Annotated in this window: 26 protein-coding genes and 2 pseudogenes; 5 read left to right on the top strand and 23 right to left on the bottom strand. The window is 34.0% G+C overall.

Annotation, left to right across the window (positions count from 1 at the left end):
- Positions 1 to 63: 63 nt before the first annotated feature.
- The 13 genes from hrcA to rimP form a co-directional block, all read right to left on the bottom strand.
- Positions 64 to 1,107 carry a heat-inducible transcriptional repressor HrcA gene (gene hrcA / locus BCR26_RS09980; protein WP_069698845.1) on the bottom strand — a complete coding sequence of 348 codons (1,044 nt, stop codon included), beginning with the start codon at positions 1,105 to 1,107 and terminating at the stop codon, positions 64 to 66.
- A 221-nt stretch (positions 1,108 to 1,328) separates the two neighbouring features.
- Positions 1,329 to 2,465 (bottom strand): radical SAM family heme chaperone HemW, encoded by a 1,137-nt coding sequence (gene hemW, locus BCR26_RS09975; protein WP_069698844.1) that lies wholly within the window; start codon positions 2,463 to 2,465, stop codon positions 1,329 to 1,331.
- Between the two features lies 1 nt (position 2,466).
- Entirely contained in the window at positions 2,467 to 3,414 is a 948-nt protein-coding gene (gene ribF, locus BCR26_RS09970) for a riboflavin biosynthesis protein RibF (RefSeq protein ID WP_069698843.1), read from the bottom strand.
- Positions 3,415 to 3,433: 19 nt separating this feature from the next.
- The gene (gene truB / locus BCR26_RS09965; protein ID WP_069698842.1) at positions 3,434 to 4,354 is read right to left on the bottom strand and encodes a tRNA pseudouridine(55) synthase TruB; all 921 of its coding nucleotides are present in this window, start codon (positions 4,352 to 4,354) and stop codon (positions 3,434 to 3,436) included.
- A gap of 213 nt (positions 4,355 to 4,567) precedes the next feature.
- Entirely contained in the window at positions 4,568 to 4,822 is a 255-nt protein-coding gene (locus BCR26_RS09960) for a hypothetical protein (protein WP_211272298.1), read from the bottom strand.
- Positions 4,823 to 4,911: 89 nt separating this feature from the next.
- Complete coding sequence (locus BCR26_RS18960) at positions 4,912 to 5,286, bottom strand: hypothetical protein (protein ID WP_245341889.1); 375 nt, start codon at positions 5,284 to 5,286, stop codon at positions 4,912 to 4,914.
- A gap of 21 nt (positions 5,287 to 5,307) precedes the next feature.
- Positions 5,308 to 5,595 (bottom strand): class I SAM-dependent methyltransferase, encoded by a 288-nt coding sequence (locus BCR26_RS18955; RefSeq protein WP_245341888.1) that lies wholly within the window; start codon positions 5,593 to 5,595, stop codon positions 5,308 to 5,310.
- A gap of 213 nt (positions 5,596 to 5,808) precedes the next feature.
- Entirely contained in the window at positions 5,809 to 6,156 is a 348-nt protein-coding gene (gene rbfA / locus BCR26_RS09950; protein ID WP_069698840.1) for a 30S ribosome-binding factor RbfA, read from the bottom strand.
- A 21-nt stretch (positions 6,157 to 6,177) separates the two neighbouring features.
- Positions 6,178 to 8,763: a translation initiation factor IF-2 gene (infB, locus tag BCR26_RS09945; protein WP_069698839.1), complete on the bottom strand. Its 2,586-nt coding sequence runs from the start codon at positions 8,761 to 8,763 to the stop codon at positions 6,178 to 6,180.
- A 12-nt stretch (positions 8,764 to 8,775) separates the two neighbouring features.
- Positions 8,776 to 9,078: a L7Ae/L30e/S12e/Gadd45 family ribosomal protein gene (locus BCR26_RS09940; protein WP_069698838.1), complete on the bottom strand. Its 303-nt coding sequence runs from the start codon at positions 9,076 to 9,078 to the stop codon at positions 8,776 to 8,778.
- The gene (gene rnpM / locus BCR26_RS09935) at positions 9,071 to 9,367 is read right to left on the bottom strand and encodes an RNase P modulator RnpM (RefSeq protein WP_069698837.1); all 297 of its coding nucleotides are present in this window, start codon (positions 9,365 to 9,367) and stop codon (positions 9,071 to 9,073) included. The genes BCR26_RS09940 and rnpM overlap by 8 nt, the downstream gene beginning before the upstream one ends.
- 24 nt (positions 9,368 to 9,391) lie before the next feature.
- The gene (nusA, locus tag BCR26_RS09930; protein ID WP_069698836.1) at positions 9,392 to 10,570 is read right to left on the bottom strand and encodes a transcription termination factor NusA; all 1,179 of its coding nucleotides are present in this window, start codon (positions 10,568 to 10,570) and stop codon (positions 9,392 to 9,394) included.
- A gap of 93 nt (positions 10,571 to 10,663) precedes the next feature.
- Positions 10,664 to 11,137, bottom strand: coding sequence for a ribosome maturation factor RimP (gene rimP, locus BCR26_RS09925; RefSeq protein ID WP_069698835.1), 474 nt, complete (start codon positions 11,135 to 11,137; stop codon positions 10,664 to 10,666).
- Positions 11,138 to 11,487: 350 nt separating this feature from the next.
- Between rimP and rnhC the strand changes: the two genes are divergently transcribed.
- Positions 11,488 to 12,423, top strand: a complete 936-nt coding sequence (gene rnhC / locus BCR26_RS09920; RefSeq protein ID WP_069698834.1) for a ribonuclease HIII — start codon at positions 11,488 to 11,490, stop codon at positions 12,421 to 12,423.
- 105 nt (positions 12,424 to 12,528) lie between these two features.
- Here the strand turns inward: rnhC and BCR26_RS09915 are convergent, their stop codons facing one another.
- From BCR26_RS09915 to BCR26_RS09880, 8 genes are all read right to left on the bottom strand, one after another.
- On the bottom strand, positions 12,529 to 13,374 hold the full coding sequence (locus BCR26_RS09915; protein WP_069698833.1) for a helix-turn-helix domain-containing protein: 846 nt from the start codon (positions 13,372 to 13,374) through the stop codon (positions 12,529 to 12,531).
- A 15-nt stretch (positions 13,375 to 13,389) separates the two neighbouring features.
- Positions 13,390 to 14,235: a helix-turn-helix domain-containing protein gene (locus tag BCR26_RS09910; RefSeq protein ID WP_069698832.1), complete on the bottom strand. Its 846-nt coding sequence runs from the start codon at positions 14,233 to 14,235 to the stop codon at positions 13,390 to 13,392.
- A gap of 46 nt (positions 14,236 to 14,281) precedes the next feature.
- Positions 14,282 to 15,133: a helix-turn-helix domain-containing protein gene (locus tag BCR26_RS09905; RefSeq protein ID WP_069698831.1), complete on the bottom strand. Its 852-nt coding sequence runs from the start codon at positions 15,131 to 15,133 to the stop codon at positions 14,282 to 14,284.
- 17 nt (positions 15,134 to 15,150) lie between these two features.
- Positions 15,151 to 15,996, bottom strand: a complete 846-nt coding sequence (locus tag BCR26_RS09900) for a helix-turn-helix domain-containing protein (protein WP_069698830.1) — start codon at positions 15,994 to 15,996, stop codon at positions 15,151 to 15,153.
- 70 nt (positions 15,997 to 16,066) lie between these two features.
- Complete coding sequence (locus BCR26_RS09895; protein WP_069698864.1) at positions 16,067 to 16,912, bottom strand: helix-turn-helix domain-containing protein; 846 nt, start codon at positions 16,910 to 16,912, stop codon at positions 16,067 to 16,069.
- A gap of 122 nt (positions 16,913 to 17,034) precedes the next feature.
- Positions 17,035 to 17,916: a helix-turn-helix domain-containing protein gene (locus BCR26_RS09890; protein WP_069698829.1), complete on the bottom strand. Its 882-nt coding sequence runs from the start codon at positions 17,914 to 17,916 to the stop codon at positions 17,035 to 17,037.
- 70 nt (positions 17,917 to 17,986) lie between these two features.
- Entirely contained in the window at positions 17,987 to 18,817 is an 831-nt protein-coding gene (locus BCR26_RS09885; RefSeq protein WP_169818875.1) for a helix-turn-helix domain-containing protein, read from the bottom strand.
- A gap of 360 nt (positions 18,818 to 19,177) precedes the next feature.
- Positions 19,178 to 20,023: a helix-turn-helix transcriptional regulator gene (locus BCR26_RS09880; RefSeq protein ID WP_069698827.1), complete on the bottom strand. Its 846-nt coding sequence runs from the start codon at positions 20,021 to 20,023 to the stop codon at positions 19,178 to 19,180.
- Between the two features lie 1,014 nt (positions 20,024 to 21,037).
- On the opposite strand from BCR26_RS09880, the gene BCR26_RS09875 reads away from it, so the two are divergent.
- The 4 genes and pseudogenes from BCR26_RS09875 (at position 21,038) to BCR26_RS09860 (ending at position 24,149) form a co-directional block, all read left to right on the top strand.
- On the top strand, positions 21,038 to 21,367 hold the full coding sequence (locus tag BCR26_RS09875) for a hypothetical protein (protein ID WP_069698826.1): 330 nt from the start codon (positions 21,038 to 21,040) through the stop codon (positions 21,365 to 21,367).
- A gap of 218 nt (positions 21,368 to 21,585) precedes the next feature.
- Positions 21,586 to 22,443: an AraC family transcriptional regulator gene (locus BCR26_RS09870; RefSeq protein WP_069698825.1), complete on the top strand. Its 858-nt coding sequence runs from the start codon at positions 21,586 to 21,588 to the stop codon at positions 22,441 to 22,443.
- Between the two features lie 61 nt (positions 22,444 to 22,504).
- The gene (locus tag BCR26_RS09865) at positions 22,505 to 23,044 is read left to right on the top strand and encodes a YxeA family protein (RefSeq protein ID WP_245676959.1); all 540 of its coding nucleotides are present in this window, start codon (positions 22,505 to 22,507) and stop codon (positions 23,042 to 23,044) included.
- Between the two features lie 146 nt (positions 23,045 to 23,190).
- Positions 23,191 to 24,149 (top strand): annotated as a pseudogene (locus BCR26_RS09860) (IS30 family transposase).
- A 45-nt stretch (positions 24,150 to 24,194) separates the two neighbouring features.
- Here BCR26_RS09860 and BCR26_RS09855 read toward each other — a convergent pair.
- Both BCR26_RS09855 and BCR26_RS18520 read right to left on the bottom strand, forming a co-directional pair.
- Entirely contained in the window at positions 24,195 to 24,569 is a 375-nt protein-coding gene (locus BCR26_RS09855; protein ID WP_069698823.1) for a hypothetical protein, read from the bottom strand.
- 22 nt (positions 24,570 to 24,591) lie between these two features.
- Positions 24,592 to 25,602 (bottom strand): annotated as a pseudogene (locus BCR26_RS18520) (hypothetical protein); the annotation flags it as partial.

Below are 25,602 nucleotides of genomic sequence, written 5' to 3'. Positions count from 1 at the left end.
CTTCCTTTCTCTTTTTTATAGAAATAACTTATTCTATATATTTTAAAAGATTTTATAATCAACCTACTCGTCTAAAAATCGATAGTAGGTACCAAGCTTTGAAGCTAATTCGTGTCGAAACACATCAACTAGACCAAACATTTTCGAATAAGGCATGCTGGTCGGTCCTAATAATGCGATTGTACCTTTCCCATGTCCTGCGACTTCATAAGTTGCAGTAATCATACTCATATCATCTAACAGTTCATTTCCCAATTCTGTTCCAATCCTAATGGCAATTGGCGAATCCGTAGTCACAGTGGCATTTAATAATTGAGTAAGCTCTTCTGAATCTTGCATAAATGAATAAACTGATTTAATTTGTTGCACATCTTTTTGAATGCCAAAATCTAAGACATTCATTCGACCGCTGACATACACTTTTTCATCAAAAGCTTGCCCTAGCATTGCATCGAACAAATCCATCATGCCATCAGGCGTTTGGAAATAACGATGTAAAATCATCGGTATCTCTGTTCTCAAGCGATGATAGACCGTAAGTAATGGCTCACCAACTAGCTTTTCATTAATAATCTGAGTCATCTTCTCTAAATCTTGGCTAGAAACACTAGGAGGTACGGCAAACACTTGACTTTCTACGTTTCCTTTGTCTGTGACGATGATTGCAATAATTTGCCTTTCATTCAAAGGAACAATACGGAAGCCTGTTAACCGCCGCTCTTTCACTTCTGGACCTAAAGAAAATGCTGTGTAGCTAGTTAAGTCTGAAAGAATCTCAGCAGACTGCTCAATAATATCATTAATTTCATGAAACTCTTTGCCAAAAGAATGCCGAATCAATTGTAATTCTTCATTATTTACTTCAGCAGGTCTCAATAGATGATCTACATAGTAACGATAGCCTAACATAGAAGGGATTCTTCCAGATGAAGAATGTGTTTTAAGAAGCAAACCATATTCTTCCAAAGCCTTCATGTCGTTACGAATTGTTGCAGAACTAGATTCTACGCCATCTTCCATTAATTTTTTTGACCCTACAGGATTTCCTGTATTGGTATAACTTTGGATGATAAGTCGTAAGATATTCTTTTGTCTTTCTGTTATCATATGTTACCACCCTTCATTAGCACTCATGAACAGCAAGTGCTAATACAAGTAATAATATACCAAGTTCTGTCCAACTTGTCAAGAGAAACAATCACTTTTTTAGCACTCTGTTCCAACGAGTGCTAAAACATATATTTTTAGCTATTTATTCCCACAAAATATCAAAAAAGAAAAAACTACCCTACAAAAAATTACATCTTTCATAGGATAGTTTTTTCTATTTATTTTTCTAGCAAGAATGTTTCAAATACGTCATTACCCAAAAAAAGTCCTTTTTCGCTAAGTAATAAATGATCGTTGTGTTCAATTAACAATTTTTCTTGAATTAACTTTTTAATGACTTCTCCATAGATTTCTTCAATTGGATGATGAAATTTTTGTTGAAATTTTTCTTTAGACACGCCACTTTTTTTGCGTAATCCTAAAAACATTTCTTCTTCCATTTGATTGTTTTTAGTTAATTTTTCTATTTCAACAGTCGGTAATTGGCTATTTCTTAAAGGCTCCAAATAATGTTGGATTGGTCCATGATTCCGATAGCGTTGGTACCCTAAATAGCCACTCGCTCCTGCACCAAAACCATAGTAATGGTCATTGTTCCAATAGACCAAATTATGTTGACTCTCTTTTCCAGGTAAAGCAAAATTGCTGACTTCATATTGATTACGACCGCCTTTTGCCATTGCGGAAATCGTTTCTTCGAACATTTTCGCCTCTATATCCTGATCTGGAAGCTTCAACCTTCCTTGTCTAATCCAATTCATGAACATCGTTTTATTTTCTAATATGAGAGAATATAAAGAATAGTGAGGCAAATCAAGTTCAATCGCTCGATGAAGTGTGTCTCGAAAATCTTCTAATGTTTGTCCTGGCAACGCATAAATCAAATCAATACTAACATTAGAAAACTGTTCTTTCTCTAAAAGCTTCATCGTTTCATAGACATCTTCTGCTGTATGCTTACGACCTATTTTTTTTAGCAACTGATTGTTAAATGTTTGGACGCCCATAGAAAGACGATTCACGCCATATTCTTTCATTACTTGTAGTTTTTCCCGGGTCAAATCCCCTGGGTTTGCTTCCACGGTAAATTCATTTTTTAAATCAAAAGGCAACAAATCCCTAACACCTTCTAATAAAACAGATAACTGCTTAGCGGATAAAGAGGTCGGTGTGCCACCACCGATGTAGATTGTTTCTGTTTCCAAACTAGGGTACTGTTTCTTCGTTAATTGAATTTCTCTTAAAAGCATTTGAATATATTCATCAACTGGCTGCCCTTCTAAAAAAACTTTGTTAAAGTCGCAATAGTAGCAGATGTGCTCACAGAACGGTATGTGGATGTAGGCTGATGTCATACTATTCTCCTCTTTCTGAAAAGTAAGCTGCTGTATCTGCTTCGTCTTGTTTTAATTGCAAAATTAATTTTTCTGCCCCATCAAAAGTAATCTGGTCTCTTAAATAATGATTCCAACGTACCGAAACTTGTTCACCATAAATATCCTGATGAAAATCAAGAATGTATACTTCAACCGTTAACCCTCGACCAGCACCAAAAGTATCATTGTGTCCAATCGATCCCATGCCAACTAGCCATTTGTCACCAACCAAAATCTCCACTGCATAAACACCAATCCTCGGAAGACGAACGGTACTTTTTATTTTGATATTTGCTGTAGGGAATCCTAATTGTCGCCCTCTAGCATCGCCATGAACAACAGTTCCTTCAATTTCATAAACATAGCCTAAAAGATTCGTCACTTCTTCCATATTTCCAGCTTCCATCATTTCACGAATACGAGTTGAACTAATCTTCTCCCCATCACTTTCTTCTTTGGAAACCGTAACTACTTCAAAGCGATTTTTCGCATACGTAGGCAATTGTTCTACACCAGCAATTTCTTTTGGCCCGTAGGTATAATCAAAACCAGAAACTGCGACTTTCCCATGCAACCCAACAATATACTGATCCACAAATTCTTGTGGTGCCAAACGAGCAAAGGCTGAAGTAAACTCAATAACGTATAAAATGTCTACACCCAAACTTTCCATTAATTGTTCTTTTTGAGGTAAACTATTTAAATATTTCATATTTTCAGGCAAAACTTTTTGAAAAACAATTGAAGGATGCTGGTTAAAAGTCATAACCGCTAACTTTAAGTTTCTTTCTTTAGCAATTTTACGTCCCGTTTCAATTACTTTTTGATGCCCTTTATGAACCCCATCAAAAAAACCTAAAACCATAACTATCTCGTCTACAGGAATCATTTTCGGATCATAGGGATGATGAATTGGAATAATTTGCATATCATAAAACTTCTTTCTATTAGTTATTTCTCAATACTTTACTTGGTTTTAGCAAGTCTTTTTTACTAGGATGAGCCATATATAAACTAACAACCTGATCGTTATAATAAAGAGCCACTAATTCTTGTGGCATCTCCACCAATCCAAGCTCTTTTTTGGTCAAAGGAACACCATTTTTCACTTTTTCGTATAAGCTGTCTGAAAGATCAATTCTCTTAAATTGCTTGATAGCTACTTCGATTGGCAACAAAAAGTCATTTATAGTTTCTGACGACATTTTTTCAGCTACCTGATCCAAAGTCAAACATTGCTTTGCTTCTAATCCACCACTTGCAGTACGAACTAATTTTGACATATGAGCTGGAAATCCTAAACGTTCTCCTGTATCAACAGATAATGTCCGAACGTAAGTCCCTTTTCCACAGACTACTCTAAAACTCCAACTTTGAGTTCCTGATTCCTCATTAAAAATAGGCTCACTAGTTCGCTCAAAAGAATAAATTTGCGCTTTCCGAACAGGTCGTTCTACTTCTTCCCCGTTTCTAGCATATTCATAGAGACGTTTTCCATTGACTTTTACCGCCGAAAACATCGGAGGAATTTGCGTAATTTCTCCTGTCATTTTCCTCATCGCTTGATCTATTTCCTGCACCGACAAAGCTCTTAGAAGTGGTTTCTTTTCAACGATTTCTCCACTGGCATCTTCGGTTGTCGTAGAAAAACCTAGTGTGATTTCCCCTTCATATGTTTTCCCTGAATCTACCATATACTCAATGACTTTCGTTCCTTTGCCAATACAGATAGGTAAAACACCTGCAACATCTGGATCTAACGTGCCTCCATGACCGATTTTTTTTGTATGTAAAATTTTCCTTAACTTAAAAACACAATCATGACTCGTCATGCCAGGTTCTTTCCATAAAGGTAAAATGCCTTCCATTTTCGTGCCTCCAATTCCATTGTTATAACTAGTCGCCTTTCCTTTGACTCAAAGAACAATCAGCCTTAGCAACTTGTATATTATAGCATAGATGGTTCTTGTGTAGCATTTCCAAGTGCTGTTTTTTCTCAAAAAAATCTATCCTGTATGCAAAATGATAGACCTTTCCCTTCGTTTTTCTCGCTTACGTTTAGGTTTGTTGTCATCACCTTTTCATAAATATTCTCTCAAAACCGAAGCTGTCAGACTATCTTTTGATTCAATGACTTTTCGTGGCGTTCCCTCAGCAATAATGTTGCCTCTATATTTACCACCTTGTATTCCCATATCAATAATATAGTCTGCTTGCGAGATGACATTTAAATTATGCTCAATTACAAAAACGCTGTTTCCTTTTTTGACAAGTCTTTTTAAAATATTGATTACTTTCAAGAACATCATGCTGATGTAAACTAGTTGTAGGTTCATCAAGTAATAGAGACGATTATTCCTTTTTTCTTTCATTTATACTTCTATTGATTGAAACTTGTCAGTCAATTTAAATCCACTTCTCTCTCCTATCTTTTCCTTGCAAGTATGCACCATGTAGTGTATCTAAATGGATTAATTTCCCAAAATTTGTCTATTGTCGATACGTAGTTTACTACTTGCTCAGCGAGTATGATTATTTCCCATTTATCATCAGAAAAGATTTGTTTTACTCCCTCCACATCAAAATAATGATGTGGAATACCTTCTTCTTTTCCTAAATCTAAAATAAATGTATTTTTTTCAATTTCTTTCCCTTTTCCAAATAAATCAGCTTTTGTAGATTTAATAGTTCCTAAAAAATATCCTCCCGTAATGAGTGATTTGTGTATGCAATTAATAGATTCAATTATTTTATCTAAGGTATTATGCTGGAGAACAGCCCAACTAAAAACACCATGCAAAAATTCTTTCTTTTCCCATGGTTAATTTTCCATTGAAGACAATGCATCAGTATAAAAAATCTTATTATCATCCAATTTTTCCTTAGTCAATTCTATTGCTTTATTAGAATTATCGCTGATAAAAACTTCACATCCTAGTTTGCCCATCACGACACTATGACGTCCAGCACCACAACCTAAATCCCAAACTCTCCTTTCCTTCTCATTTGGAAATTTCCTTGCTAAGAGTTCAATAAACTTAACTACTTCCGGTTCAGGAGCCATTTCTATATTCTTTTTATCATGAAACAAAGTATTCCAATCTGACATCTTCTTTACCTACTTTCTTTGAATTTGAACATTATTTTATTTACATTCAGAACCCCTCATTCAATTTAATCATAAAACCAGAGATTAGTCTTTCCTTCCATTATCTTATATTCAATAGCTAGACTCAATAAATAAATTGACAACGATACAGCATAACATATGTTTACACAAAAAAGGCAACCCCCTATTTTTATCAGGAGATTGCCTATCTTTTTATTCTTGATTCAGCTTACGAATCAACTCATCGATATGATTTCCGTACTGGACGGATGCATCACGTTCAAAAATTAATTCTGGCGTTTTATAAAGCGTTAAACGTTGCCCTAACTCTCTACGAATTAGTCCTTTTGCTTTATCTAACCCTTGTTGTGCTTTTTGTTGATCGGAAGCTAAATCAGATAACAAACTATAATATATTGTCGCTTGTTGTAAGTCACCAGTTACACGAACATCTGTAATTGTGATTTCTTGGACACGAGGATCTCTCACCCGACGTCTTAAAATGTCGTTGATTTCTCGCATAATTTCCTGACCTACTCGACGGTCTCGGTAATTTGCCATACTAATTATCCTTCTTTTCTTTTATTTTTTGATTTCTTCCATCACAAAACCTTCAATGATATCATCCACTTTTAAATCATTAAAGTTTTCGATCATTGCGCCACACTCGAAGCCTAGTTTAACTTCTTTCGCATCATCTTTAAAACGCTTCAAGCTTGCTAGTTTTCCTTCTAAAATCACGATACCATCACGAATGACACGTACACCACTATCACGTCTGATTGACCCTTCAGTAACGTAACAACCTGCAATTGTTCCAACTTTTGATACCTTGTAAAGTTCACGAACAACCATTTGACCCGTAATTTTTTCTTCAAACTCTGGATCAAGCATTCCCTTCATTGCCGTTTCGATTTCATCAATCGCTTTATAAATGATACGGTGCAGACGAATATCGACTTCTTCTTGTTCTGCTTGTTGTTTCGCTTGCGGAGTAGGTCGAACGTTAAAGCCAATGATTATCGCATTACTTGCCGCAGCAAGAGTAACGTCACTTTCATTGATAGCTCCTACAGCCGAGTGAACGATCTTCACACGAACACCCTCAACATCAATTTTTTGTAAGCTTGCTGCTAAAGCTTCTGCTGAACCTTGCACGTCCGCTTTGATAATTACATTAACTTCTTTTAGTTCGCCTTCTTTAAGACTTTCAAATAGGTTATCTAAGGTTACACGACTACTTGCTGAACGTTGTTCTAACAAGGCACGTTTGCCACGTTCTTCCCCTGCTTGACGTGCTGTTTTTTCATCTTCAAAGACGACGAAACGATCACCCGCTTGAGGAACATCATTTAATCCAGTAATTTCTACTGGTGTAGCTGGACCAGCTTCTTTATCGCGACGACCGATATCATTTGTCATTACACGAACACGCCCAAAGGTATTCCCTACAACGATTGGATCACCGACTCTAAGCGTCCCTTGTTGTACAAGTAATGTCGCAACAGGACCTTTTCCTTTATCTAAACGCGCTTCAATTACAGTTCCAATCGCTTTTTGTTCAGGGTTAGCTTTCAAGTCTTCAACTTCAGCAATTAGTAAAATATTTTCTAATAACTCATCAATATTTTGGTTAAATTTAGCTGAGATATTTACAAAGATTGTATCGCCGCCCCATTCTTCTGGGATTAGACCATGTTCACTTAACGCTTGCTTCACATTATCAGGATTTGCACCTGGCTTATCAACCTTGTTTACTGCAACAATAATTGGCACTTCTGCTGCTTTGGCATGGTTAATCGCTTCGACAGTTTGCGGCATTACTCCATCATCTGCTGCGACAACTAAAATTGTAATATCAGTAATACTGGCTCCACGAGCACGCATGCTAGTAAAAGCCGAGTGTCCTGGGGTATCTAAGAAAGTGATTGGTTTGCCATCAATGTCAATTTGATACGCACCAATATGTTGAGTAATTCCTCCAGCTTCACCTGAAGTAACTCGTGAGTTTCTTAACGTATCTAATAAAGTTGTTTTCCCGTGGTCAACGTGTCCCATAATCGTTACAACTGGAGGACGATTGACTAGACTTTCCTCGACAACTGCTTCTGGTTCAAAGAATTTATCAATGTCAGCCAAGTCAACTTGAATTTTTTCTTGTGGCTCCATTCCATAATCTACAGCTAGAAGCTCAATTGTTTCTTTATCTAATGATTGGTTTTGGTTAACCATAACACCCATCATAAATAACTTTTTGATGATTTCAGCTGGCTCGCGGTGAATCTTTTTCGCGATATCCGCAACGTTCATCCCTTCTGTATATTCTAGTACATCTGGCAATTCACGGAATTTACGTGCTGGCACTGCTGGTTTTTGAGACTCTTGATGATACTTGCCTTTTTTACCTTTTTTATTAAACTTATTACGGTTTTGATTATTGTAGTTGCTACGGTTGTTGCGGTTTTGGCCACCACCGAAGCCGCTATTACGATTTTGAGTATTGTTGGTTCTGTTTTGATTCTGTCCTTGCGTTTGTGTTCCTTGACCGCCAGTTGAGCGATTTTGAGTAGTTTGACCTTGTTGCGGACGATTCTGTGTATTTTGTGTTTGTGCTGGACGATTATTCTGTTGTCCTTGATTTGTTCCTTGTGTATTTCTATTTTGATTATTTGGTCTTTGCTGATTATTTTGACCTGTCTGTGGTCTATTTTGTTGCGGTCTGTTTTGTTGTCCTTGATTACTTGGACGATTCTGATTATTCTGCGTATTGTTCCCCTGCCCTCCACGGTTTTGTCCATTTTGAGGACGTTGTTGCTGACCATTCGATTGTTGTGGTCTATTTTGATTATTATTTGGTCGTTGATTTTGGCTTTGATTTGGTCGATTGCTTTGATGTTGCTGGTTAACTGGCTTTGGATTTGCTGGTTTTACTTGTGTTTGCCCTGTTTTAGGTTTTTCTGCTTGCTGTTGCGGTTTAGCAACAGGTGCTGTTTTCCCCTGAGGTGCTTTGTTTCCTCCGAAAGCTTGACGTAGTTTTGACTCATCATCAGAAGAAATGGCCCCCATGTGATTCTTGACGTCCATTCCTAATGCATGTGCTTTCTCTACGACATCTTTACTCGACTGATTGATTTCTTTTGCTAATTCATAAATTCTCTTTTTTCCCATGCAATCACCTTCCTAACCTTTGATTAGTTCCTTGAATTTAGTCGCAAATCCTTGATCGTTGATTCCAATAACCATGCGTGTTCTACCAATCGCTTGGCTAATCTCTGATTGAATGAACGACTCATTCCATGGAACGTTATAATAAGAACATTTGTCCTTGATTTTCTTTCTAGTATTTTCACTTGCATCCGCAGCGACAAAAACAAATTTTGTTTGGTTACTACGAACATCCCGAAGTGTCAACTCTTCACCAGTTACTAGCTTTCCAGCTCTCATGGCAATTCCCAATAGGTTTAAAATCTTTTCTTTATTCATTACCAAACAACTCTTTACGTGCTTTTTGATGTTCAACATAGTCTAATAGTTCTTGATAAAAAGTATCACTCAACGTTGTTTCTAGTACACGATCTAAAATATGTTTGTCCCAAGCTTCTTGTACTTCTTTTGGCTCAAGAGAAATATACGCACCTCGACCAGGCATTTTTCCACTTGAATCGATGGTTACTTCGCCTTCTTTGGAACGAGTAATCCGAACTAATTCTTTTTTAGGTTTCATTTCACCTGAAACAACAGATTTACGCATTGGAATTTTTCTTTTTTTCATTTAATCCCCTCCAAAACGCTTCGTTTATTCTTCGTTTTCTTCTGATTTTTCTTCAAAAGCAACGTTCTCATAATCATCTTCAGTCATATCAGATGCCACAATCGCTTCATCGTAAGCTTCTTCTGCCTCTTCACGGTATTCAGTTTCTTCTTGTTTTGCGTAGTAGTCTTCCATGTCTGACTCTGATTTAATGTCTACTTTAAAGCCAGTTAATTTAGCAGCTAGACGGGCGTTTTGCCCACGTTTTCCAATAGCTAAAGATAGTTGATAATCTGGTACTACCACCGTACAAGCTTTGCTATTCGTTGGGTCAAAAATAACATCTACAACTTGTGCTGGATTTAACGCATTGCTAATGAAAATAGCTGGATCTTCATTCCATTCAACAATGTCCATATTTTCACCTTTTAGTTCATTCACAATCGCTTGAACCCTTTGTCCTTTTGGTCCTACACAAGTACCCACTGGATCTATGTTCGCATCGTTAGAACGTACTGCTACTTTTGAGCGATCTCCCGCTTCACGAGCCACACTAACAATTTCAACAATTCCATCATAAACTTCTGGAATTTCTTGTTCAAATAAGCGGCGCAGTAAATCTGGATGACTACGGCTAACAAAAACTTGTGGTCCTTTAGACGTATTTTCTACTTTAGATACATAAACTTTAATGCGATCGTGAGGTTGATAAAATTCATTTGGCATTTGATCTTGCTTAGACAACACCGCTTCTATTTTACCTAAGTTCACATAAATGTAACGGCGATCTTGTCGTTCAACAATCCCTTGCATAATATCATTTTCATATTCGCTAAACTCGTTGTAGATAATGGTTCTTTCCGCTTCACGAACACGTTGCAAAATAACTTGTTTCGCTGTTTGAGCAGCAATTCGTCCAAAATCTTTCGGTGTTACTTCAAAACGAATTTTATCTCCAAGTTCATATGCTTTGTTAACTGCCATCGCATCTTTTAATGAAACTTCCAATTGAGAATCAAATACTTCTTCTGTCACTTCTTTCACAGCATAAACATGGATGTTTCCTTTTTTAGGTTCAAATTCTACCTCCACGTTTGTTGCCTGTCCGTAATGTCTTTTGTATGCAGAAACTAACGCAGCTTCCAACGCTTCAATCACAATCTCCTTAGAAATACCTTTTTCAGCTTCTAGTGTATCTAATGCGTTTAACATTTCTTTGCCCATTTTTTTACCTCTTCCTCCTACGTTTTTATTGAAAGCTGAACGAGCTGTTTCTCGATTATCTAAATAATCGAGAGTACCCGTTAGAACTTGTTTTTAAAATTGAATCGCTAAACGAGCTTTAGCAATATTTTTCCGTTCAAATGTCAGTTCTTTTTCTCTTGTTTTAATTTTGATCTTTAATGTTAGTTGTTCTTCATTAAGTGTTTCAAGGGTTCCTTCAAATTGTTTCTCTCCGTCCACTGCTTGATACAATGAGATATGAATATACGCTCCTAAAGCGTTCTGATAATCGCTCTCTTTTTTCAATGGACGTTCTGCTCCCGGTGAGGATACTTCGAGAAAATAAGCTTGAGGAATCGGATCTGGATCAATTGTATCCAAACGCTCGCTTAGTTGTTCACTAACAAACGCGCATTCTTCAATATCGATACCACCGTCTTTGTCTATAAAGACACGCAGAAACCAATTCTTTCCTTCCTTAACAAACTCTACTTCTACAAGTTCAAAATTTTGCTTTTCTAAGATGGGAGTGACTAACTCAGTGACAGTTTCCACAACACTACTCAAAAATTTCGCCTCCTTCGAGATTAGTGTAACGATCCATTAGAAAACTAGAATAACTGAGTCATTCCATCAAAAAGAGTGAGCAGAAATCCGCTCACTCCCTCACTGGTATCATTACTATTATGTATGATACCATAAAGCGCTAGAAAACTCAACTTTTGGAAAGAATTAAGTTGCTTTTCTTATGTATTTATAAAAATATCTTTATTTTTCTCTTCCTCATGGTAGCGAATGCGGAATAAATAATTAATGCTACGCTTTCTTTTTCACTCCTTTTGCTTTAAGATAAGAAACGTCAACAGCAAAATGCTGAATATCCCCTAATAAATAGAACAAAAAAGTGAGGTCTTTGAATGAGTCAAAATCAAGTGATTAAAGTGGATAGTACTACAATGAAAAAAATAGCGGATTACTATGGGAATTACCGTTTAGATAAAGTAGTACCATATACTAATTTCGTTGCTCGAATTGGTATGACGACGATTACTGCGTATAATTCTGGAAAAGTAATGTTTCAAGGTGTCGATGCAGAAAGAGAAGCCGCTTTGTGGGAAGGAACACCTTCTAAGCCAAAAACAAAAAAAAGCAACGGCGGAAAATCTGCGACTACTTTACCAGCAAACTTTAGTCAACTCTCTGTTTTAGGAAGTGACGAAGTAGGAAATGGCAGTTATTTTGGCCCTGTAACCGTTTGTGCTGCCTATGTGGACAAAACGATGGTTGCAAAGCTGAAAGCATTGGGAGTCAAAGATTCCAAAGAATTAACAGATCCGCAAATTGTTACATTGTCTGCGGTTATAAAAGAAACCATTCCTTACAAATTGTTGATTGTAGAACCAGAAAAATATAACCAAATTCAACCGAAATACAATGCCGTTCATATGAAAGTCGCTCTACACAATCAGGCAATTTTTCTTTTATTGAAAGAATTAGCTCCTGAAAAACCAGAAGCGATTTTAATAGATCAGTTTACGCCAGAAGCAAATTATCGCAAATATGTAAAATCAGAACAACACCAAGTGCAAGAAAAGCTATATTTCGTTACAAAAGGAGAACAATACCACATGGCTGTTGCAGCAGCCTCAATTATTAGTCGCGCGGCGTTTTTAGAAGAACTTGACAAAGAATCCATTGAATTAGGATTTAAAGTCCCTTCCGGCGCTGGTGCTAACGCTGATAAGTTAGCAGCTAGAGTGTTAGAAAAAGGTGGCATTGAGTTGTTAGGAAAATTTGCTAAGTTACATTTTGCCAATACAGAGAAAGCTAAGAAAATAGCTAGTCGTTCTTAAAAATATAAATAAAAAATGCAGACTCGAAAGTATCGTCACTTAAAGAGGCTGCATTTTTTTATTTGGAAAATTTCCGTTCATCTATTCAAGTTTTTAGATACGCTCTTATAATGCAATGTCATATCTCTCCATGTCCTTTATGACATGACCCAAAATATGTTGATTTTCAATAAAACGTGTAAAATAGTAGGCCGTTTTATAGCTTTCCGCTGTTCCATTTAAATAGAATTCGTTGTAGGCCTTCTCATAAAGTAGCGCATCTAAGTAGATATTTGTCTCTTCTTTCCTGCTTAACTTAATACCCGCGTCACAAAGTTCAATACTTTTCTGATATTCTTTCAGTTCAGAATAATATTTTGCTAAATTATAATAGAGACCACAAGCGATAGCAGGTAGTGCGTCTTCGGGGAATTCTTGAAGCATTTGATTGGCCTTTTCAAAATATGGCTGAGCCTTTTCCATACTTTCACTCAATAGATAAGTTATCCCAATAGCGTTAGTACTCATTATGTTATATATGTTATTTTTCTGGATTAGTTTCTCAGCTTGGCTTAAATAAAAAAGTGCTTCTTTAAAACCGTTCATGCTTAGTGTTCTTGTTGCCCCCATATAATAGAAATACTTAATTGCCAAAGAATCTGGCAATTGACTAACATCTACGAAATAATTAGAAAGCATCTTATACCCTAACTCAGGCTTAAAACCAATGCACAACACTTCTACCTCATCAAGGATTCGCTCTAATTCTTGCTCCTTATTTTCCGCTAAGTAATCATTTACCGCTACACCTAATTTTAAACAAAGAGAATAAAAAATATCTAGACTTTCACACCTGTTTCTATTTTCGATTTTGCTAACGGTGGTTTGGGTGCAAATTCCTGCTGCCAGTGCTGTTTGAGATAACCGTTGCTTTTTTCTAGCTTCCCGAAATTTATTTCCTAAAACCTTCATTTTCTCCTCCCCTCTTCATAATTCGACTTTGTATTTTGCAATGTCTTGTTTAATGTATTTCATCATTTCTTCGTGATTAATAAAATCAGTAAAGTAATAAGCGATTTTGTACCATTCTTTCGTTCCATTCAAAAAGTATTCGTTGTAAGCTTTTTCATAGAGTAATAAATCCAAACAACTATTAGAACTGGCTTCCTTACATAGTTGGATTCCCTTATCACATAATTGAATGCTTTTTTGATACGCTTTTATTTTTGAATAGTATTTTGCTAAACGATAATAGAGAATCGCAGCGTTAGCGGATAATTTATTTTTGGGATATTCTTGAAGCATTTGATAGGTTTTCTCAAAATACGGTTGAGATTTTTCAAGTCCTTCACTAAGGATATACGTCACAGCAATACTATTTATTATTAATATACTATAAAAATCAGATTTCCTATTTATCGACTCAGCTTGATTTAAATTGGCCAAGGCGTCTTCAAAATTTTCCATCCCTATTGCACTAGTAGTTCCTTTATAATAAAAATATTTGACTGCTAAATCAGTAGCCATTCCCTCTAAATCAACAGGATAATTGTTTAAACGCTCATAGGCTTCTTTGTAATTAAAAAGATTGCAAAGTTCCTCAACTTGCTCCAATAAAGATTCTAATTCTTGCTCCGTATTATCTGCTAAATAGTCATTCACTTTTACGTTAAGCTTTGAACATAAAGAATAAAAAATATCTAGGCTTTCACACCTATTTTTATTTTCAATTTTGCTAACAGTCGCTTGGGTACAGATTCCTGCTGCCAGTACAGTTTGAGATAACCGCTGATTTTTTCTAGCTTCCCGAAATTTATTTCCTAATACCTTCATGCGCTTGCCTCCTTATTCATACAAAAGTCAACCTCCACTTATAGATTCAAAGCTCAATATTATATTTATTCATGTCTTTTTTTATACAGCCCAATATATATTCATGGTTAATGAATTCTGACATGTAATAGGCAATGCGATAGCCTTCTTCAGTTCCATCCAAATAAAATTCATTGTAAGCTTTTTCGTATAATAAAAAGACCAAATAAACATTTGAATTTGTCCGTTTATTGATCCTAATTCCTGCATTGCATAAATCTATACTTTTTTGATATTCTTTTAATTCAGAAAAGTACTTTGCTAAATTATAATAAAGTCCACATATTATAGGCGGAAGCAATTCTTCAGAAAATTCTTGAAGCATTTGATTAATTCTTTCAAAATGAAGCTGCGCTTTTTTCAAGCCTTCTCCGTTTAACATATAGGTTGCAGCAATTGCATTTTCAATTAATAAGCTGTAAACACTAGTTTTTTTCGACAAGCTCTTGGCTTGATTTAAGTAAGCCAAACCTTGTTTATAATATGACATACCATTTGAACTAGTTCTTCCCTTATAATAAAGATATCGAACTGCTAAATCATTGCTTAAGTTAACTACATCCTTATCCCCATAGCATTCGAGTAGCTCGAATGCTTCTTTACATTTGTTATTATTACAAAGATATTCCACATCATCCAAAATTTTGGTTAACTCTTGCTCTTCATTCTCCACCAAGTATTCTTCAACTAAAATGTCTAATTTTGTACAAAGAGAATAAAAAATATCTAGACTCTCACACCTATTCTTATTTTCTATTTTACTAACGGTCGCTTGGGTGCAGATTCCTGCTGCAAGGGCTGTTTGAGACAACCGCTTTCTTTTTCTCGCTTCCCGAAATTTATTTCCTAAAATTTCCATATACTCTCTACACCACCCTATAGCTTAATTTGATAATCTTTCATATCTTTTTTTATACAATTCATCATATACTCATGGTTTACAAATTTTGTAAAATAATAGGCGATTCGATACCCTTCAGTCTCGCCAGTTAAAAAATATTCATTATACGCTTTTTCGTATAGAAGATTATCAAGCAATGTAATAGAATTTTTACTTTTACATAAATTAATTCCTTGATTGCATAATTGAATACTTCTTTTATAATCTTTCAACGAAGAATAAAATTTAGCTAAATTAAAAAATAGTTTGCATGCCACTAGTGGTAACTCCCTCTCAGAAATTTCCCTAATCATCTTGTAAGCTCTCTCATTATAGCCTCTTGCTTTATCGAATTTCTCTTGTAATTCATAGTGAATACCAATAGCATTCATGCTCAATATGTTATAAATTGTCGGTTCATTTTTTATAATAATGCCCTGTTCTAAATATACTAGCGCCTCTTCAAAAAGGGATGCCCCAAGTAGCGATGTACTTCCTTTATAATAGAAATATTTTGTCTGAATAAAAGGATTTAACTTCTCTACATCAACTTCATATTTACTGAAAATTTCATAAGCTTCTTTATGTTTTACTACTTCAGATAGATTTTCTACATGATCTAATAAACTGATTATTTCTTGTTCATACGTTTCTTCTAAGCATTCAAAAACAGACAAACCTAACTTTGCGCAAATCGAAGAAAACACATCTAGGCTCTCACATCTATTCTTGCATTCAATTTTACTGACGGTCGCTTGGGTACAAATTCCTGCTGCTAATTCAATTTGAGATAACTTTTTTTCTTTCCTTCTTTCTCGAATTTTCTTACCTAAAACCTCCATTAAACTCCTCCTACTTTTTAAAATAGTGAGATTATAGCTCCTTATCTAGCGTTATGTAAAATGACTCTTCTTAAAGCTGAATATTGTATTCCTTCATATTTTTCTTAATTGTTTCCATCAAGACTTTGTGATTCATAAAGTCTGTAAAATAGTACGCTAATTTGTAGCCTTCAATAGCTCCATTTAAATGATATTCATTATAGGCTTTTTCATAGAGTAAAACATCTACTCCCATGATAGTATTCTTGCGTTTACATAATTTTATCCCTTCTTCACACAGTTCAATGCTTCGCTCGTAATCTTTTAAAGAAGAATAATATTTTGCTAAATTATAAAATAACCGACTAGCTACAACTGGTAACTCATCATCAGGAAAATCATTCAGCATCTGATACGCTTTCTCATTATATTTAGCTGCCTCTCGATACTTTCCTTGCAGTTCATAAGAAACCCCAATGGCATTCATACTCAATATATGATAAATATTTGTTTTGTTCTTCATCCTAACTACCTGTTTTAAATATGCTATTGCTCCTTCAAAATCAGATTTCCCAAGCAACGAAGTTGAGCCTTTGTAGTATAGAAATTTAGTTTTAGTAAAATAACTCAATTTATCTTCTTTGAAATTATATTCTTCCAGAATTTCATGCGCTTCGTAGGCTCTTAATTGCTCACGTAATTTTTCAACAACCGTTAAAATCCGTTCTGTTTCTTGTTCATAAGATTCTTCTAAGCACTCAAAAACAGATAATTCTAATTTTGAACAAATAGAAGAAAAAACGTCTAAACTTTCACACCTATTCTTATTTTCAATTTTACTGATTGTCGCTTGCGTACAAATTCCTGCTGCTAAGGCTGATTGTGATAGTCGGTGCATTTTTCTTGCTTGCTGAATTTTTTCCCCTAATACCTTCAATTTAAGTTCTCCCAACTATTAATTATTTAGATTGTTTCCTCCTTTTTAATTTATGTCTGACCTAAAGAATTCTGACTTTATTAGTTTGTAATGATTGACTTATTTCAATCAATAGTTTTGGTTCAATAACAAGTACTATGGTAGTAGTAAACCTGTCTTTCCAACTCAATATTATATTTTTTAAATTCTTTTTCTAAAAACTTTTTCATGCCCTCACGATTGGCAAATTCTGAAAAATAATAAGCGAATTTGTAGCTTTCCGTGGTACCGTACAAATAAAATTCATTATAAGCTTTTTCATAGAGTAGGACATCTAATCCAAATATAGTATGTTCTTTTTTACTTAGCCTAATCCCTTCATCACACAAAAAAATACTTCTTTCATAATCCCTTACTGCAGAATAATATTTTGCTAAATTATAAAATAGCTTACAGGCGATGGCTGGTAACTCATCATCAGGAAAATCAAGAACCATTTTGTATGCTTTTTCATTATATACCTTCGCTTGTTGCCAGTTTTCTTGTAACTGATATAAAATACCAATCGCATTCATACTTAAGATATTGTAAATATTAAGTTGTTTTTCTATGTTTACGCCTTGGCTTAAATATTTTTTTGCTTCTTCATACTTAGATTTTCCAAGAAGACTTGTTAACCCACGATAATATAAGAATTTTATTTTGGTAGTTTGACTTATGAATTTTCCTTCTAAATTGTATTGATAAATAAGTTCATAAGCTTCCCTGTGTCTTACTTGCTCACACAAGTATTCCACATTAGTTAAAATCCGGTCTATTTCTTGTTCATAAGTTTCTTCTAAGCACTCAAAAACAGATAAACCTAACTTTGAGCAAATCGAAGAAAACACATCCAAGCTCTCACATCTATTTTTATTTTCAATTTTGCTAACTGTCGCTTGGGTACAGATTCCTTCTGCTAATCCTATTTGAGATAACTTTTTTTCTTTCCTTCTTTCTCGAATTTTCTTTCCTAAAACCTTCATTTAACTCCTCCTATTTTTTAAATAGTGAAATCACAGTTCTTAAAATTAGCATTATGTATAATAATTCCTATTAAAGCTGAATATTATATTCCTTCATATTTTTTTTGATTATTTCCATCAAGACTTTATGATTCATAAAGTCTGTAAAATAGTAAGCTATTTTGTAGCCTTCAATAGTCCCATTTAAATGATATTCATTATAGGCTTTCTCATATAGTAATACATCAACATTGAATGTGAAATTTAACTCTTTGCTTAGTTCAATTCCCTGATTACATAATTGAATACTTCTTTCATAGTCTCTGCATTCAGAATAAAACTTTGCTAAGTTATAAAACAACCGACAAGCCACTCTTGGTAGCTTGTCAACAAAAAGTTGTCCTATCATTTCATAGGCTTTTTCATGGTACTCTCTAGCTTGATTCATTTTCCCCTGAAGGTGATAGGAAATTCCAATCGCATTCATACTCAGTAGGTTATAAATCGTTGGCTTTTTAATTATCTTAATCCCCTGATTTAAATAGATCATTGCTTGCTTATAATTAAATTCTGTAAGTAAGCAGGTTGAGCCTTTATAGTAGAGATATTTTATTTTAAGATCATCAGAAATCAGATCACTATTTATATCAGATTTCTTAAGAAGTTGGTAAGCTTGCCTATGCTCCATCTGTTCGCATAAGCTTTCTACATCATCTAATATTTTCTCTAGCTCCTGTTCATTTGATTTTTCCAGACAATCAGAAACAATTAATCCCAGCTTTGAACAAACGGAGGAAAAAACATCTAAGCTTTCACATCTATTTTTATTTTCAATTTTGCTAATTGTCGCTTGAGTGCAGATTCCTTCTGCTAAAGCCTTTTGAGACAGGCGCTGCTTTTTTCTAGAATCTCTAACTTTCATCCCTAAAACCCTCATAACATATTCCCTTCCAAAAAAATCTTCTTAAATTCAAATCCCAATATAATCATTTTACCATCATTCTCTACTAAAAATCCAACAAAAAAATAAATTCAATAATAAAGATATTTTGAAAAGAAAATAAATAAAAGATTCTAGTTTAATAATATTTTTTTAGTTATAAGCAGTTTTGGTAAGACTAAATTCGAGTTACTTAAGGAATATCATAAAGTTAAAAAATAATATTAACATTGGATAAAACTGTTGAAAAAACTTCAATACAAAAAACGTTAATAATCAATTGTTGACTATTAACGTTTTTTATTAAAATTTAAACATAAATAAATTACTTTTTCAAAATAGTTACAATGAATAGTTGAATTCTTCAATATCCTTTTTAATAACAGAAATTAGTTTATCGTTCCCAAAAAATTTAGCAAAATAGTAAGCTGCTTTGTAATCTTCTTCCGCATTTTTATCTAACATATATTTATTAAAAGATTTTTCGTAAAGAAGCTTATCTAAAGAATAATTAGTATTGTACTTTTTATTTAAATCAATACCTTGAATACATAATTCATAACTCTTAGAATAATCTTTAATCAATGAATAAAACTTAGCAGAACTATAATAAATTTTGCAAACTTGAGTTGGAATGTCCTGAGTAAATCTACCTAAAAGCTCCAGTGACTTATCAAAATAAACTTTAGCTTTCCTTAAATCTCCCTGCATTACATACAAAGTACCTACTGTATTTACACTTAATATATTATAAACATTGACTTCTCTATCAATCTCTGAACCTCTATGCAAATAAAATAAAGCTTCACTATTATTTTTAGCACCTAAAAGGCTAGTTACTCCTTTATAATAGAAAAATTTTGTCTCCAAAATATAGTTTGATGTCGAAATATCCTCTTTATAATCATTCAACATTGTATATGCTTCTTTATACTTAAAAACATCACATAAATTCTCTATTTTATTTAACATATTCTCTAATCTATGTTCATTAGAGTTCTCAATACATTCTTCTACTTGTAAATCCAATCGTAAACAGACTGAGGAAAAAATATCTAAGCTATCGCAGACATTCTTATTCTCTATATTACTAACTGTTGCTTGTGTACAGATTCCTTTAGCTAATTCAGCTTGTGATAACCTTTTTTCTTTTCTAGCAATTTTTATTTTTTCTCCTGCAACTTTCATATTCAGTTCTCCTATCAATATTTTTTCATAACCTATACATATTAAAACTATATAGTGGTATAATAAAATCGAAAGGGGTGAAGATCATGCTTATCAATTTTATCATTGAAATAGTTCCTTATGGAAACGCGCCTTGGTAAATTCTAAATCCATACAAGAATTTTACAAAAAAGAACAGTCATCAATATTTGGTGACTTTTCTTTTTTAAAGACAAATCCCTTTAAAATAATAACATTTTTCTATTTCAATTAATATCCCACTAAAAGTCTCAAATCTATCGTATCATCCCACTCTTCTCATTACCAAGCAATCGCTCTTTCCTAAAAATAACTCCCTATACTCCTAATCGATCCTCCATATTATTCACAAAAATTCTCTATGTAGTCTTGCTAGTCTAATTACTTTATGCTTTATGTTTTTCTTAATGCCGTGAGTTGCATTAATCAGAGATTTCATTGAACGATGTTGTTTTCGAATTAGGCATAGAGTGATTATCTGAGAGCAAAGCTACTCTTTTTGACGTATTTTCACTATTAGAATTAGGAAAGAATTTGATAACTTAATTAATAATCATCGCAATAATAATACTTACCTATCATTATAGCATAATTTAATTAAAATAGTTCATAAATTTTAATTAAATTTCAGTTTCCCTCTTTTTTTCTGCTTTCATAGCTACAAATTACTTGAAATTTCCGGTTCTTAAGAGAATATTTGCTTGCTATCGTAATATTTTCACCATTTCATCTCGTAATAATGACAAAAAATACTAGCTTCAAGCATTGCTTTATACTAAATTTCATCTTAAAAACTAAAAAAATTGTTCCCTTTAAGCAAATATCGTTTCCCTACTCTTAATAGCTAATAAAAAGTGCAATTCTTTCTTAAATTTGAATAGAAAGCGCTTAATCCCTCATCAATTTTTTAACTTTGAGTTTTTTAGTGTAAATAAAATGGGGAATTTGATATACTGATGTCGGTACAAATAAAACTAGCCAGAAAAGAGGATTGCTATGCAGTATATTAATGATGACAGAGAATTGTTATATGAGAAGTTTCCATTCCGCATAGAAGAGTTGACCATACAGCAAAAAAACAGATTGATAAACTTAGCAAAAAATAAAAATCTTTCTATTGAAGAAATAGAAAAAATACTAGAAAACTACTTTGAATCATTTAATCACGAAGGAATCACTTATAACGTTAATACGTTAAGATTTCGTGCAGTGTTAAAAAAAGACAAAGTGGTTGTGCTTAATAGTTATTTTGATGAATTAGAAGATGCTATTGCAGCACGCAAAGAAGCGGAAGAAAAATATTTTGATAAAGCAGATTCAGAATAATCTGCGAGTCCCCAATAAATTAGTATAAAGACTAATTTATTGGGGATATTTTTTTATTTCATTAAAAGAAAAGTAATTCTCATCCCTTTTGAGGTATACTGTTTATTATACAGAATAGTAAATCATCGACCGGCTTTTTGAATCATACAAAATCGGGCAAAGAAAGTGCGCTACTTATTTCGTCAAAAGCTTATACTAAATATAGGAGTTGATTCTACATGGAATGGGTTGAACGTTTAGAAAATACGTTGGAATACATTGAAACACATTTAACACAAGTAATATCTACTAAAGAAATTGCACGAATTGCTTATTGTTCAGAGTATCATTATCAGAGAATTTTTTCTTACATGGTGGGTATTCCTTTATCTGAGTATGTTAGAAAGCGACGGATTTCATTGGCTGGAAGTGACTTGCAAGCTGGGATGAAAGTCATTTATGTGGCAGTGAAATACGGCTACGATTCACCAAATTCTTTTGCTCGTGCATTTAAACAATTACAAGGATTTCCTCCTTCACAAGCACAACAACCAGGGATCAAGCTAAAATCTTTTCCACGAATCAAATTCCATATTTCTATTAGAGGAGATGTTGAAATGGAGTATCGTATTGAAAAATTACCGGCATTTAGAATTGTAGGGGAAAAACTTCCCCTGTCAAAATCAATGGAAGAAAATTTCAAAGAAGTTCCAGCTTTTTGGAACAAGGTTGCTACAGAAGGAAGGCTTCAAGAGTTACTTCCTTTGAATAATCAAGAGCCTAAAGGAGTTCTTGGAGTGAGTGCCGGTTTTTTATCTGAAAATGAGGATAACGCCTATTATATTGCCGTTGCTTCGGATCAATCGAAGCCAGAACAGCTTGCTGAATATCAAATCAACAGTTTTACTTGGGCAATTTTTTCTGGTGAAGGATCAATGCCCAATAGTATCCAAGAGCTTGAAAAGAAAATTGTTACTGATTGGCTTCCTAGTTCAGGGTATGAATATGATAACGGTCCTGATATTGAACTATATTTAGATAATAATCCTATGAATGCAACCTTTGAAGTCTGGATTCCTGTGAAACAGCTAAACTAGTAGAACTATTTTTCATAAAGAGCCTAAATTTGATTAGAAATAATCGGTTTTCGGGCTTTTTTTGTCTCTTCTTATTTTTGTCTATTGTTCAATAATTACTATTTTTTCACAACCTACATCATTTTTTTCTGCTTACAAAATTGTTATCTCTTTCGATGTTTCTTCTCTGCTTGTTTTTGCTATTATTAAATTACATCAAGCACAGAAAGGTACGATTAATATGAAAAAAATTTTTGGTTCTTTATTTGTAATAATAGCTTTAGTTGGTGGTTATTTTGGGTATAAATATTACGCTGAAACTTATCAAGACATGAAAGCTTACGCTCTGGTTCCAGAAAGTATTCCAGAGAAAAAACCAATAAAAAATGACACAGGCGCTATTGAAGAAGGGTTATTCTCTTATCATTATACCTTGACATTTGTTAAGGAAAACGGTGAAACTCAAATAATGGATTATGAATTATCAGGTGAAACGCCTACTCCACTTAAGCCGCATTCATTTGTGGAAGCAAAAATAAGTCAAAAGAGAATAACAAGTGGTCCTAGTGAGATTAGTAGAACTGCCATCCCAGAAAAGGTTTTAAAACAATTGGAAAAGTAATTTAGAGTATGAGATATTGAGAGTTTATTTTCCAATTGCTTTCTTTATTTTTCGCCGATAGTAAAATTAAGCTAGACAACTAAAAAAAGTCATTTGTGTTACACTCAAAATAGTTCCGACGAAAGAATTATGAGGAGTGAAGACAAATGACCTATACCCATCTTACACCAAATGAGCTTGTGATGATAGAGGCTTATTTCAGAAATAACCAACCTGTTTTAGAGGTAGCTAAACAACTGAAACGTTCCAGACAAACGATTTACAAAGTCTTTCATTTTTTGAAACAAGGGAACACTGCCTATGACTATTATTAACAGTACAAAGAGAATAAAGCCCTTTGTGGCAGGCGTCCAATTATTTTACCTGTTGATCAACAGGAGTATGTTCGAACCAAGGTTGCTCAAGGATGGACACCAGATGTTATTGTTGGCCGAGGCGAGTTTCCTATTTCTTGTTCTACTGGAACCCTTTATCGACAGTTCAAAAGCCGGTTATTTGACGTAAACCAACTTCCCTTGAAGGGCAAGCGCAAGCCGAATGGACACAAGGAGCGATGGGGAAAACAGGCCTTCAAGCCACCCTTTCAGAACGAGGGTCTGATTATCCTGCTTTTCAACAGGAATTTGGCCACTTAGAAGGGGATACAATTGTTGGCCTTCATCATAAAAGTGCTATTATTACGCTAGTTGAACGCCTGTCAAAAGTGATAATTACGCTGAAACCAGCAGGACGCAAAGCCAAAGATATAGAAAGAGCCACCAACCAATAGCTCCAACAGATTCCTAAAAATCTGTTTAAATCGATAACATTTGATTGTGGCAAAGAGTTTTCAAATTGGAAAAGAATCAGTAATGAAAATGATATCGCCATCTATTTTTCTGATCCAGGAACCCCATCACAACGTGGCTTAAATGAACATTCTAATGAGCTACTTCGTAGAGATGGGTTACCAAAACAGATGGATTTTAATCAGGTGGATCAGACTTTCGTGTCCTCTGTTGCCTCCAAAAGAAATCACATACCAAGAAATTCACTGAACTACCAAACACCGTTAGAAGTATTTATGAGTCACATGGATGAGGATACTTTGTCCAACTTAATTTGACAAATGGAAATATATTCATACAAATTTCTAACTCTTAACTAAATATTAACTATCAATAATTTCAACAGATTCCGCTAATATCCATCCACCCATCCCATAAGAAGAACGCATTAAATAATAGTTTGCATGACTTTCCTCTATTTTCTTTCTAAGTTCATCATTATCTTCATACATGATGGGCCACCCATAGTTTTTTCTATCATTTAATAATTTTTTATTCATCTTAAAAAAATGGTCTAAATTTCTTTCCTCTAAATCTAATATTACACTATAAGCCATCTCATCAGAAAAATGATAGGCAAATACTTTATAAAATATAATTTTCTTAAAATTATTATTTTTTTCTATTTTAAATACAAGTTCGTTTGTAACAAAGTCCATACTATATCTTTTTATTTCATAATCATGTATATCCTTCATACTATTTTTTCACCTCAAAATATTATTTTTGTCTAGGATTTTTTTTCTTCCAATCCCATTTATGCCTATGCGGAAATTCATGAGTACCATCATCAGTGTGGTTAAAGTCTATATCTTCTACTGCTTTACCATCTTTACCATAATACCTTCTTTGTTTAACTGAACCATCTGGATTCAGTAAATCTGTTGATGAATTAGGTTGCCCCTTTGATGGTAAATTATTCGCTTCATCATCTTCTACTATTGAATGATCTTTTAATTTTTCACCATTTTTCACTTTATCCTTAAAATCAGAATCTTCTTTCATATAATTAATATTTGGTGCTGACTTTATTTGATCTATCACGGATTGTCCGACTTTAACAATGCCCAAACCTTTGTTGATGATCTCTACACCTTTACCGATTTTACCAATATTCCCTAAAATACCTCCACCAAAAACTGGAGATAACGGCATTTCATTTTTCATAACCATCATTTCTTTGACTGTATAACGATTTTTCGGTAAATAATCTTTAAATTGCTCTAATTGTTTATAAAGAGAGGAATATTCATTTGGTGGAAGAATTTTGCCATTCTTCATCAAATACCATTCTTTGGTACTGCCCAAATTGGTACAAACAATCGTATACCCATCTAATTTCCCAAGAGCTTTTTTCACTTCTTTATCTTTCGCTGCTTTAATCTGTTGCTCTCGTCTTGCCCAACGCTCTTGAATTGGTTTCGCCCACGTCATATTTAATCGGTTAATATTGAAAGTGCCTGTGCTTGGATTCCATGCACCGCTGGTTTCAATAGCAGATAATCCCGCATCTAATTCACCTAAACTAGCATAAAATTCTGAAAAAATAGAGGCTGAATGAGCATTATATGCGTACAATTTTTCCAATCGTTCTTGGATTCGGTCTACCGTATTACAGGCATTCATATACCGCCGTTCTAAATCTGGCTTCCATTCTTTCGCTTGGTCAATTTGTAACGACAGCTGATATTTTAATTGCTCCCATTGCTGAATTTGATTTTTTAAAATCTC

This window comes from Enterococcus rivorum, from assembly GCF_001742285.1.
GTDB lineage: Bacteria > Bacillota > Bacilli > Lactobacillales > Enterococcaceae > Enterococcus_L > Enterococcus_L rivorum.
Note: the sequence above shows the minus strand (reverse complement) of the source record. Positions and strands in the feature narration are given on the sequence as shown.

Excerpts from the sequence above, each read along its gene's own strand:
- nusA (WP_069698836.1), bottom strand. The coding sequence starts at position 10,570 with ATGGGCAAAGAAATGTTAAACGCATTAGATACACTAGAAGCTGAAAAA.
- hemW (WP_069698844.1), bottom strand. The coding sequence starts at position 2,465 with ATGACATCAGCCTACATCCACATACCGTTCTGTGAGCACATCTGCTAC.
- BCR26_RS09870 (WP_069698825.1), top strand. The coding sequence starts at position 21,586 with ATGGAATGGGTTGAACGTTTAGAAAATACGTTGGAATACATTGAAACA.
- BCR26_RS09960 (WP_211272298.1), bottom strand. The coding sequence starts at position 4,822 with ATGAACCTACAACTAGTTTACATCAGCATGATGTTCTTGAAAGTAATC.
- BCR26_RS09880 (WP_069698827.1), bottom strand. The coding sequence starts at position 20,023 with ATGAAAGTTGCAGGAGAAAAAATAAAAATTGCTAGAAAAGAAAAAAGG.
- BCR26_RS09855 (WP_069698823.1), bottom strand. The coding sequence starts at position 24,569 with ATGAAGGATATACATGATTATGAAATAAAAAGATATAGTATGGACTTT.
- BCR26_RS09910 (WP_069698832.1), bottom strand. The coding sequence starts at position 14,235 with ATGAAGGTATTAGGAAATAAATTTCGGGAAGCTAGAAAAAATCAGCGG.
- BCR26_RS09885 (WP_169818875.1), bottom strand. The coding sequence starts at position 18,817 with ATGAAAGTTAGAGATTCTAGAAAAAAGCAGCGCCTGTCTCAAAAGGCT.
- BCR26_RS09900 (WP_069698830.1), bottom strand. The coding sequence starts at position 15,996 with ATGGAGGTTTTAGGTAAGAAAATTCGAGAAAGAAGGAAAGAAAAAAAG.
- BCR26_RS09915 (WP_069698833.1), bottom strand. The coding sequence starts at position 13,374 with ATGAAGGTTTTAGGAAATAAATTTCGGGAAGCTAGAAAAAAGCAACGG.
- BCR26_RS09905 (WP_069698831.1), bottom strand. The coding sequence starts at position 15,133 with ATGGAAATTTTAGGAAATAAATTTCGGGAAGCGAGAAAAAGAAAGCGG.
- BCR26_RS18955 (WP_245341888.1), bottom strand. The coding sequence starts at position 5,595 with ATGTCAGATTGGAATACTTTGTTTCATGATAAAAAGAATATAGAAATG.
- BCR26_RS09890 (WP_069698829.1), bottom strand. The coding sequence starts at position 17,916 with ATGAAGGTTTTAGGAAAGAAAATTCGAGAAAGAAGGAAAGAAAAAAAG.
- infB (WP_069698839.1), bottom strand. The coding sequence starts at position 8,763 with ATGGGAAAAAAGAGAATTTATGAATTAGCAAAAGAAATCAATCAGTCG.
- hrcA (WP_069698845.1), bottom strand. The coding sequence starts at position 1,107 with ATGATAACAGAAAGACAAAAGAATATCTTACGACTTATCATCCAAAGT.
- ribF (WP_069698843.1), bottom strand. The coding sequence starts at position 3,414 with ATGCAAATTATTCCAATTCATCATCCCTATGATCCGAAAATGATTCCT.
- BCR26_RS09940 (WP_069698838.1), bottom strand. The coding sequence starts at position 9,078 with ATGAATAAAGAAAAGATTTTAAACCTATTGGGAATTGCCATGAGAGCT.
- rnhC (WP_069698834.1), top strand. The coding sequence starts at position 11,488 with ATGAGTCAAAATCAAGTGATTAAAGTGGATAGTACTACAATGAAAAAA.
- truB (WP_069698842.1), bottom strand. The coding sequence starts at position 4,354 with ATGGAAGGCATTTTACCTTTATGGAAAGAACCTGGCATGACGAGTCAT.
- rnpM (WP_069698837.1), bottom strand. The coding sequence starts at position 9,367 with ATGAAAAAAAGAAAAATTCCAATGCGTAAATCTGTTGTTTCAGGTGAA.
- rbfA (WP_069698840.1), bottom strand. The coding sequence starts at position 6,156 with ATGGCAAATTACCGAGACCGTCGAGTAGGTCAGGAAATTATGCGAGAA.
- BCR26_RS09875 (WP_069698826.1), top strand. The coding sequence starts at position 21,038 with ATGCAGTATATTAATGATGACAGAGAATTGTTATATGAGAAGTTTCCA.